Annotated in this window: 12 protein-coding genes; all 12 read right to left on the bottom strand. The window is 44.9% G+C overall.

Translation table 11 applies throughout. The features are described from left to right. Positions 1-279: 279 nt before the first annotated feature. A complete protein-coding gene (locus KQY15_RS18890; RefSeq protein ID WP_217671457.1) occupies positions 280-1,362 on the bottom strand; it encodes a serine hydrolase domain-containing protein in 1,083 nt (360 codons plus the stop codon). 143 nt (positions 1,363-1,505) lie between these two features. Next, on the bottom strand, positions 1,506-2,303 hold the full coding sequence (locus KQY15_RS18885; RefSeq protein WP_254795857.1) for a DODA-type extradiol aromatic ring-opening family dioxygenase: 798 nt from the start codon (positions 2,301-2,303) through the stop codon (positions 1,506-1,508). Between the two features lie 113 nt (positions 2,304-2,416). Then, positions 2,417-2,650 carry a hypothetical protein gene (locus KQY15_RS18880; protein WP_217671456.1) on the bottom strand — a complete coding sequence of 78 codons (234 nt, stop codon included), beginning with the start codon at positions 2,648-2,650 and terminating at the stop codon, positions 2,417-2,419. 94 nt (positions 2,651-2,744) lie between these two features. After that, on the bottom strand, positions 2,745-3,170 hold the full coding sequence (locus KQY15_RS18875; RefSeq protein ID WP_217671455.1) for a hypothetical protein: 426 nt from the start codon (positions 3,168-3,170) through the stop codon (positions 2,745-2,747). Positions 3,171-3,257: 87 nt separating this feature from the next. Continuing rightward, on the bottom strand, positions 3,258-3,743 hold the full coding sequence (locus KQY15_RS18870) for a hypothetical protein (protein ID WP_217671454.1): 486 nt from the start codon (positions 3,741-3,743) through the stop codon (positions 3,258-3,260). 425 nt (positions 3,744-4,168) lie between these two features. Then, positions 4,169-4,531, bottom strand: coding sequence for a hypothetical protein (locus KQY15_RS18865; protein ID WP_205313555.1), 363 nt, complete (start codon positions 4,529-4,531; stop codon positions 4,169-4,171). Positions 4,532-4,995: 464 nt separating this feature from the next. Continuing rightward, positions 4,996-5,655 carry a phytanoyl-CoA dioxygenase family protein gene (locus KQY15_RS18860; RefSeq protein ID WP_217671453.1) on the bottom strand — a complete coding sequence of 220 codons (660 nt, stop codon included), beginning with the start codon at positions 5,653-5,655 and terminating at the stop codon, positions 4,996-4,998. Between the two features lie 113 nt (positions 5,656-5,768). Beyond that, complete coding sequence (locus tag KQY15_RS18855) at positions 5,769-6,095, bottom strand: hypothetical protein (protein WP_217671452.1); 327 nt, start codon at positions 6,093-6,095, stop codon at positions 5,769-5,771. A gap of 93 nt (positions 6,096-6,188) precedes the next feature. Further along, a complete protein-coding gene (locus KQY15_RS18850; RefSeq protein WP_217671451.1) occupies positions 6,189-6,560 on the bottom strand; it encodes a hypothetical protein in 372 nt (123 codons plus the stop codon). 126 nt (positions 6,561-6,686) lie between these two features. Then, a complete protein-coding gene (locus KQY15_RS18845) occupies positions 6,687-7,067 on the bottom strand; it encodes a hypothetical protein (protein WP_217671450.1) in 381 nt (126 codons plus the stop codon). A 108-nt stretch (positions 7,068-7,175) separates the two neighbouring features. Continuing rightward, on the bottom strand, positions 7,176-7,370 hold the full coding sequence (locus KQY15_RS19320; RefSeq protein WP_217671449.1) for a PLDc N-terminal domain-containing protein: 195 nt from the start codon (positions 7,368-7,370) through the stop codon (positions 7,176-7,178). Positions 7,371-7,503: 133 nt separating this feature from the next. After that, positions 7,504-7,831 (bottom strand): hypothetical protein (locus tag KQY15_RS18835; RefSeq protein WP_217671448.1); only part of this gene is annotated, 328 nt, incomplete at its 5' end.

The raw sequence follows: 7,831 nt of genomic DNA, 5'->3' as shown, positions 1-7,831 counted from the left end.
CTTTAACAGCAAAAAGATGGTTCTTAAATGAGCAGGGATTTATTCAACTTGCTTGACTTGGGGAGTCATACCAACGCTGCCAGCAGGCGCGCCGCTGTTTGGCGTCGCTTGCCTGGCCTTGTTAGCAGCCCACACCAATCTTGCGCGGCTTACAGCACTGGCAAACCCGAACAACGGCACGCTGCTTTTATTTGAAAACTACTCTGGCCAGCTGCGATACGGCGAGCCAGCCGGAGCCTGAAATCTGTTTTAGCGAAGCCAAGAAGCATAATGCGACAACTAATTCGGCAATATAATGGTCTGGATCGAACGGACAAGCGTGTGCGACCAGACTCCATCCTTATTGCCATTGGTCAAATAGACGACAATATAATGATCATCCAGATTGTCATCGAACAGAATACGCACTCTTACCTTGGTGCCACCATCATGACCAACTTCGTGCCAACGCCCCCACTCACCATAGTCCCAACCATTTGCAAAAAAACCAGCAGCACCATTTTTAAGTTTAAAGGGCTGCCATAGGCGAAGCAGTTCTGCTTTTGACACAACACGCCCATGCGCTACGGCGGACATAAATTTACCTAAATCATCCAGTGTCATGTACGCTCCTACATTTGCGATGCTGTAATCCGGCCATGAGATCGACAGATCAGGCACAACCTGGCCTGCTCCCGCCCGATAGCTTTTAACAAGGCGTGTCTCAGGCACATCAGCAAGGTTGAGCCACGTCTCTTGAAGGTTAAGCGGTTCAATGATTTTCTGGCGTAACAGCTCGCGGTAAGGCGTATGTGTTATGGCCTCAAGTACAGCAGCAATCACTAGGTTGTTGGTATTGGTATAGCTTGTACGCTCACCCGGCGAAAATACAAGCGGAACGTTGTGTAACTTTGCAAATACAGAATCCAAGCTGGCTGGGAACGGGCGCGAGAAATCATTGCTGTCAAAATACTCAGGAATTCCCGAAGCATGATTTAGATACTGCTCGATACGAATACTACGCCAAGAAAGTGGCAGATTGTCGATATAAAGTGAAGCAGGCGCAGAAAAATCAAGTTTTCCCTCTTCCTGTAACTTCATAGCGAGCGTGATAGTGAATAGTTTAGTGATGGAGTAGACCGGAAAGACCGTCTTCGGCGTTACCAGTGCACTATCTTCGATCGCTTTGCTACCAATGGCATTGCGATACAAAATCTCGCCGTTGTGAAGTACAAGCACGGCCTGGCCGGGAATCCCGTGCTTTTGCGCATTTTCAAACAGCTGAGCATCAATAGCAGCACGGTAATCGATAGTTGACGGCTGAGTGCATGCAGTACAAAGAGACAACAAATAAAGTAAAACAAGCACACTGAATTTAGTCATTTAACATCCATATCTAAAGAGTACATCGTTATTGCACCGACCTAGCTTTTGCAAGCTAACGACGCGCTAAACGGCGCGAAAGAAGTGAGCGTCCGAGGTCACGTATTTTGTGGCCGATTTTGAGCGCCTTGTTAGCATTCTGCTTACCATAGGTACATACTTGACTTCTTATTGAGAATCTTCAGCTCGAACGATTCTGCACATGCGCCGCCTGCTAAGCCGTAGCAGACATGCAAAGGCAATAGGTGCTCTTCTCGAGGGTGGCAAAACCGAGCACCCGGCGCTTTTACCCATTCACACAGTCTTTGTTTTCTTTCTTCTTCAGAGATATTTGTGTTTGAACAAGTATCCAATAACCAAGACTCAAATGCTTCATTCAAATCTTTTGACTCCGTAGTTTCTGGAGCAAAAAAGGCCTTCATATTGTGAAAAGAAAATCCTGACCCTATCAAAAGTAAATCTTCATAGTCTAAGCCCTGTAGCGCCTGACCAATACTAATATGCTCGGCAGGACTTAAGTTATTAAGAAGCGACAACTGAATACAAGGAATATCAGCATCTGGGTACATTATTTTTAGCGGTATGAACAAACCGTGATCAAAGCCCCTTTGTTTATCGAGATTGCAAGCAATGCCAACACGCTCTAGCTTTTCGTGGATTTTATTTGCAAGCAGTGCCTCGCCCTTGCAGGGATAGGTAATACTGTAAGATTCTTCTGGAAATCCATAATAATCATATATAAGCGATGGGCTCTCGCCAGCAGTAATTGTTGGCAATTTCTCTTCCCAGTGTGCACTCACAACCACAATGGCCGATGGTTTACGTAATAAAGATGTTATGCTTTTTAAGCAATCAACCATTTCTGTATGCCCAGCATCGCCCAAAAGAGGCATTGGCCCGCCGCCATGCGACAAGAACAATATTTGAGGTTTAGAGCTCATAATGACTTCCTTATTTGGTAAATGCTAACGCCCGCCACAAACGCGAGCAACTTGTTGCGAGTCGAGCGCCCAAAGGGCGCGTTTTTGATGGCGTTTGTTATACGCACATGCTTTCATTTGAATTTTTTTAACCATTCTTTATTATCTACGTCCCAATGATGACCAGCTTTCTCAGCCATCAGAAAATACTTAGTTTTATCACCCTCGGACATCCAGTCTGGTTTAGTTTCAAAAGCGCAAAACTCAGGATGCAAGGCGTCAATTTGTTTTTTCGATTCAGCATCTACCAGAAACCATATGCCGCCAGTTCCGTAGTCACAACAAACTAGAAACGTCCTTTTACTCATAGAGCCTCAGTGCGTATAACGCTCGCAGCACAGGCCGAAACCCGCGCAGCGGTTGAGGTCCAGGCCACGCAGTGGCCGTTTGTGACTGCGCTTGTTAGGCATGGCTCGCAAACTGCCGCCTTTTTACATACAAAGTAATACCCAATATGAGCCCAAATAGGGTGCCGATTGGAAAACCAATAAACAGTACAACTGACGAAACTAGCCAGAAATTAAAATAAACCCGTGAGCGATAGCTAGAAAAGAACAGTACTAGCATAGCGCATACCCATCCCGGAAATGCCAAAATCAAGAAGGTTACATAAGGTATGAGAGCTTTAGAGATGTTGCCGGCAGTTGCCTTTGGATCTGGTGCATCCCTGCCACTTACCAGTCCTTGATAAACATCATAAAGCTCGATAAAAGAGACTGCCCAACCAACATATGAAAAAATCAGCAAAATACTTAAAAAAGAAAGAATTTTTTCAAGTAGCTTGTTTCCTTTTAACTCACCTTGACCTGAACTGATAATATCGCTCAAATTAAACTCCAAAATGCCTAACGCCCGCCACAAACGCGAGCAACGTGTTGCGAGTCGAGCCGCGAAGCGGCGTTTTGATGGCGATTGTTATAAGCCACCACCAGCAACCTCAGGATAACGTTTAACCCACAGATCGGTATTGCCAGTATCTTTATACCACCTGATTGTTGCCTTAAACATTTCAATACCAACCTTAATAGGTATCTCTGAATGACCACCGCGGGAGTCCGGTTCATAAGGGTAACGAGCTTTAATAAATAAATTATCATACTGTTGAAACCAATAATCATGGTTATTGAAACCAAGCTCCCGATAAATTACGGGGTCGATTCTTGCAGCAAGCTCGGTAAAAAGATGTAACCTTTTACCCTTAATTTCGTATTGTTCGCCTATTGTACCTTTCCGCTTGTTATCGGCAGGCTCAGCAGAAAAGCTTTTAAGAATAATCTCTATTGCTATGGCAGCATTAACCATCGCTACATTGCATAGATTTGGTTGTTCCCATAGCAATTTAGCCGCGCGAAGGTAATCTGATGCGGATTCAAGCATGTAAGGAGACTGATTTTTACTCATTACTTGTCCGTGGCTTATAACGCTCAAAGCAGCTGCGCGGTACGCGTCGGCTGGCTTTGCTTGTTAGCAGCCTGAACCGGACTTGCGCGGCTTGCCGCACTGGCAAACCCGAACAACGGCAGGCTGCTGTTACTAAAAACTAAACCGGCCAAGTGCGATACAGCGAGCCAACCGGAACCTGTAAAACTGTTAAGCGAAGCAAAAAAGAACAACGCTACCGCCACAACCGTTTGCAGCAAACCCGCAAACTGGCGAACTTAACCGTTTGGCGCTGCCGCTAAGAATACGAAACGCGAGCAAGGCCGGAAAAAAATACTGACTGAAACCGTTAAAACCCGAACACCTGCTAACGCAAAGCACATGGGCGGAAAAACGCGTTAGCGTTTGAGGTCCCAGCGACCAAAGGGAGCGAGTGATGCGCCTTGTTAGGCATACTGCGCACCAACCATAAATAAAGGCAACCAAACGGCAACCGATACAAACACAACACCTGTGATAGCAAAAAATGCAGCACTACCAGCAGCATGCGAAAAATATACCGTTGGGCGACTAGCTAGGTGTTTATGAAAGTTGTTTGATATTGCCTTGAATGTGGCCTTTATTAAGTCGATTTGGAATTGTGCCCAGGTGAGAAAAGGCTTGAGCGCTATAAGCAAACACGCAAATGCCACCTCTAAGCCTGCCACCTCAACGAACAGCAGCAGGTAACCGGCAAATGGTGTAGCTATTAAAATGGCCAGAAGCATCAATGCTCTTTTTAACCAAACATGACGATTGAGAAAATCCATCTACTGTCCTTATTGCCTAACGCTCAAAACAGCGGCGCGGTACGCGTCCGACTGCTTTTGTTTGTTAGCAGCCTACACCGAACTTTCGCGGCTGGCCGCACTGGCAAACCTGAACAACGGCAGACTGCTTTTAATTAAAAACTACACCAGCCAGCTGCGATACGGTGAGCCAACCGGAACCTGTAAAACTGTTAAAGCGAAGCCACGAAGAACAACGCTACCGCCACCACCGTTTGCAGTAAACCCACAAACTGGCGAGCTTTGACTATTTGCCAGTGCTGCTTGGAAAGCCAAACACGGGCGATGCCGGAACAATACTACTGACGAAAACCTTTAAAACCCCGAAAGCCTGCTAACGCTGAGTGCAGCGGCAGTTTGTGGAGTGGCGTTTTGTGCTAGCGCAGCGACCGGCACAAAAAAGCCACGGAACAAACTGTCCGACTGGCACGTATTGTTACATGTTTTTATGCCCATTCAACACCACCAGGCAGCTTATAACTACTGTACTCAAGATGAAGCACCCTGCGAGGGCGAGTTGACTTAGCTTTGCTTGATGAGTGTAGTATATGCGGGCGCATGATCAACGCAGATCCAACTGGAGCCTCACAGCTTATTGCAGAATGCAATTTTGAATAGCTATCAATTGACGGCTGTGACATAACACCTTCTTTATGGCTGCCGGGGATTAATCTTAGGCAACCATTAGATTCTGTTGATTCGTCTAAGTGAACCCTAAAAGTGACCATTTTTTCCAAGACTTCGACTGGCGGTTGTACATGCAAAACTCCATCCTTTTGACTCCAAGGACCCCAGCCTGGAGAATCCAGCTTTTTTGAAACTGTCACAGTCTTATCTTGATGCCAAGTCACCAGCCAATTATTTTCAGTAGATTTTATAAAAATAATCGCACGAACTAAGCTTGCTTGAGCGGAAAGGTAATGTGACGCAAGAGATATAAACTTCGTACTTTCTGCGAGAATCTTGACTGGTGCAATCTTCTTTTCGGCATTTCGAATTCCACCCCCCTTGCTTTCATATTTTTCAATCTCAAAGGTAATCGACTCGATCTCATCAGTCGATATGACATTTTGTACTATTTCAAAACCATCCTCTAAAAATGGCACAACGCTATTTCCTTGGCGACATGTAACGCATTGCTAATGGGCTGCCGCAGCGCAGCGTAGGCAGTCCCGTGGAGGCCACGCTGTTTGTGGCCGGAACGAAATTAAGTAACTTGTTAGGTTTCATTGCATTTCACCAGAACACTGACTTCGCCGCCTTCGCTGTTATATGACAGCGATTCCTGGATAATTTCGCAAGCAGCATTTTTATCCAATTTTTCATCAATATCAGTTTGAACAAAATTGAAATATTCTTCTTTTGCTTTGGCATCAGTCATAGATGGAAAGATAATTTTAGAGTAGTGATAAAAATATACACCTTCTCCGTATTGTGCTGCATTCGCAGATTTTGATCTTGGATCAAGCTCAACAAAATACGGGGAACTCGAACATCCACAAAGAATAAGTAAGGTGACCAACTTTATTGTATGGTGATTTTTCATTCCAGAAGCCTAACGCCAGCCAGCATGCGCGGCTACGGAATGGAGGCGAAGCCGCAATGTAGTAGACGTCGCCGTGCCTGGCCTTGTTAGCATCTACCGCTCCCCTGCCCATGTCCCATCAACATTAATAATCTTGCACGGATGTTCAGCTTCGTGTCTTTTGTTATTTCTTTGACAATCAATCAAAGAGTTGTCTATCGCGTGCCTTATCGAGGTTCTGTTGGACTTCCAAGACCAAGCGCCTACGTCGGATTGAGCAAAAGCCTTGTGTTCAGTTGCATGGACATATTCCTCCCGATACGACTTTAAGGCTTGATTCGTCATTATCGCGCTCTCTCCAACAGCTTTTTGTTCAAAATACGGCTCAACGGTTTCGCTTGTTCTCGTTGCTGTAGGAATTGGTTTTTCAAAGGTTGCACATCCAACCAGCAAAGCAATAAATACGATGAGGATTCCTGATCTCAAGTCTGACTCCTTGATTGATGCTAACGCCTGCCACAACGGCTTGGGTGAAGTGGCGGCGTTTTTGCGTCTTTTTGCAAAAACGGTGACAGTTTGCCCAAGTCCGATTGATGGCACTTGTTATACGATTTACTTGCACCAGACATAGAAATTACCAATGTTTTCTGGCGCACCAACCAAACCGAAGAACAAATAAGCGCTGTTTTCTTTACTATTGTTTAATGAACAATCAATGCTTATTTGCGCCTTATAGCCATCTTTGTTTTGGCATTCAAAAGAACCTTTAGCTAGCCCAGCATCCTGATTTAGGACGGTGGTTTTACAAAAAATACCAACGGGGCTTCGCCAAACTTCTTTAAGAATTATTGATTCAGCCTCATTAAACGGCAGTACAATTTCCTGATCAATTTCGCCGTCAACACTACGTACAACATGAATGTTGTTTATCTCTGATGCATTTAAAACATTCGATACTAATAAAACAATCCATATTATTAGCAATTTATTCATGTTGACTTCCTTTCGTATAACGCAGCCAGCAGCGGCCGAAAAGCCGCGTAGCGGATTTGAGGTCCAGCGACCAAAGGGAGCAGTGCTGACTGGCCTTGTTAAATTTTATCAACTCTGTTCTGCTTTCTTTGCAGGCTGAGTCACTATTAAGAAAATTATGTACCCCAGTAACGGAAAAAATACAACCGCTAACGACCAGCCTAACTTTGCACCACCGTGTGAACGGTTCGAAATAACAACATGTAGCAGCGGTAGTGCCAAGACGATTAATAAATGCCAAATACTTATCCCACCAAAACCCATAAATTGTTCCTTATAGTCCTAAATATAAAGTTGCTCGTGCAGCCGCTTGGTAATTTAACGCTTAGCACACGGGCGACGAGCCGCGCAGCGGATTGGCGTCCCAGCGGCCGCAGGCCGCGAGTGATGCGCCTTGTTATGTGTTTGATAAAGCATTGAATTTTTTGATGACGTAGAAAACCATAGCAACATTTACAGTACCCATAATTGCCAGAAGCTTAACTAAAATGCCAATTTCTGGCGCTTGAGCATATACAAAACCTATTGCAAAAAATGACATGGCAACGAAGCAAAATGCCAAAACAACCAGCATTTTGAAATCCGATTTAGCATTCCGTAACTTAATCACATTTAAGACGTTTGACATTAAACTAATACCTCTGAAAACACATAGACATAATGACTCCCCAAGAGGTGCTGACCTCCGAGTTCGTGGGTTAGTTTTGCAACCAGAGCCATACTGT

The sequence above is a fragment of the Arsukibacterium indicum genome (assembly GCF_019100565.1).
Taxonomy (GTDB): Bacteria; Pseudomonadota; Gammaproteobacteria; order Enterobacterales; family Alteromonadaceae; genus Alishewanella; species Alishewanella indicum.
The sequence above is the reverse complement of the archived record's forward strand: the minus strand, read 5'-3'. Positions and strand labels throughout refer to the sequence as shown.

Coding starts and splice junctions, on each gene's coding strand:
- KQY15_RS18890 (WP_217671457.1), bottom strand. CDS start 1,362: ATGACTAAATTCAGTGTGCTTGTTTTACTTTATTTGTTGTCTCTTTGT.
- KQY15_RS18885 (WP_254795857.1), bottom strand. CDS start 2,303: ATGAGCTCTAAACCTCAAATATTGTTCTTGTCGCATGGCGGCGGGCCA.
- KQY15_RS18880 (WP_217671456.1), bottom strand. CDS start 2,650: ATGAGTAAAAGGACGTTTCTAGTTTGTTGTGACTACGGAACTGGCGGC.
- KQY15_RS18870 (WP_217671454.1), bottom strand. CDS start 3,743: ATGAGTAAAAATCAGTCTCCTTACATGCTTGAATCCGCATCAGATTAC.
- KQY15_RS18865 (WP_205313555.1), bottom strand. CDS start 4,531: ATGGATTTTCTCAATCGTCATGTTTGGTTAAAAAGAGCATTGATGCTT.
- KQY15_RS18855 (WP_217671452.1), bottom strand. CDS start 6,095: ATGAAAAATCACCATACAATAAAGTTGGTCACCTTACTTATTCTTTGT.
- KQY15_RS18845 (WP_217671450.1), bottom strand. CDS start 7,067: ATGAATAAATTGCTAATAATATGGATTGTTTTATTAGTATCGAATGTT.
- KQY15_RS19320 (WP_217671449.1), bottom strand. CDS start 7,370: ATGGGTTTTGGTGGGATAAGTATTTGGCATTTATTAATCGTCTTGGCA.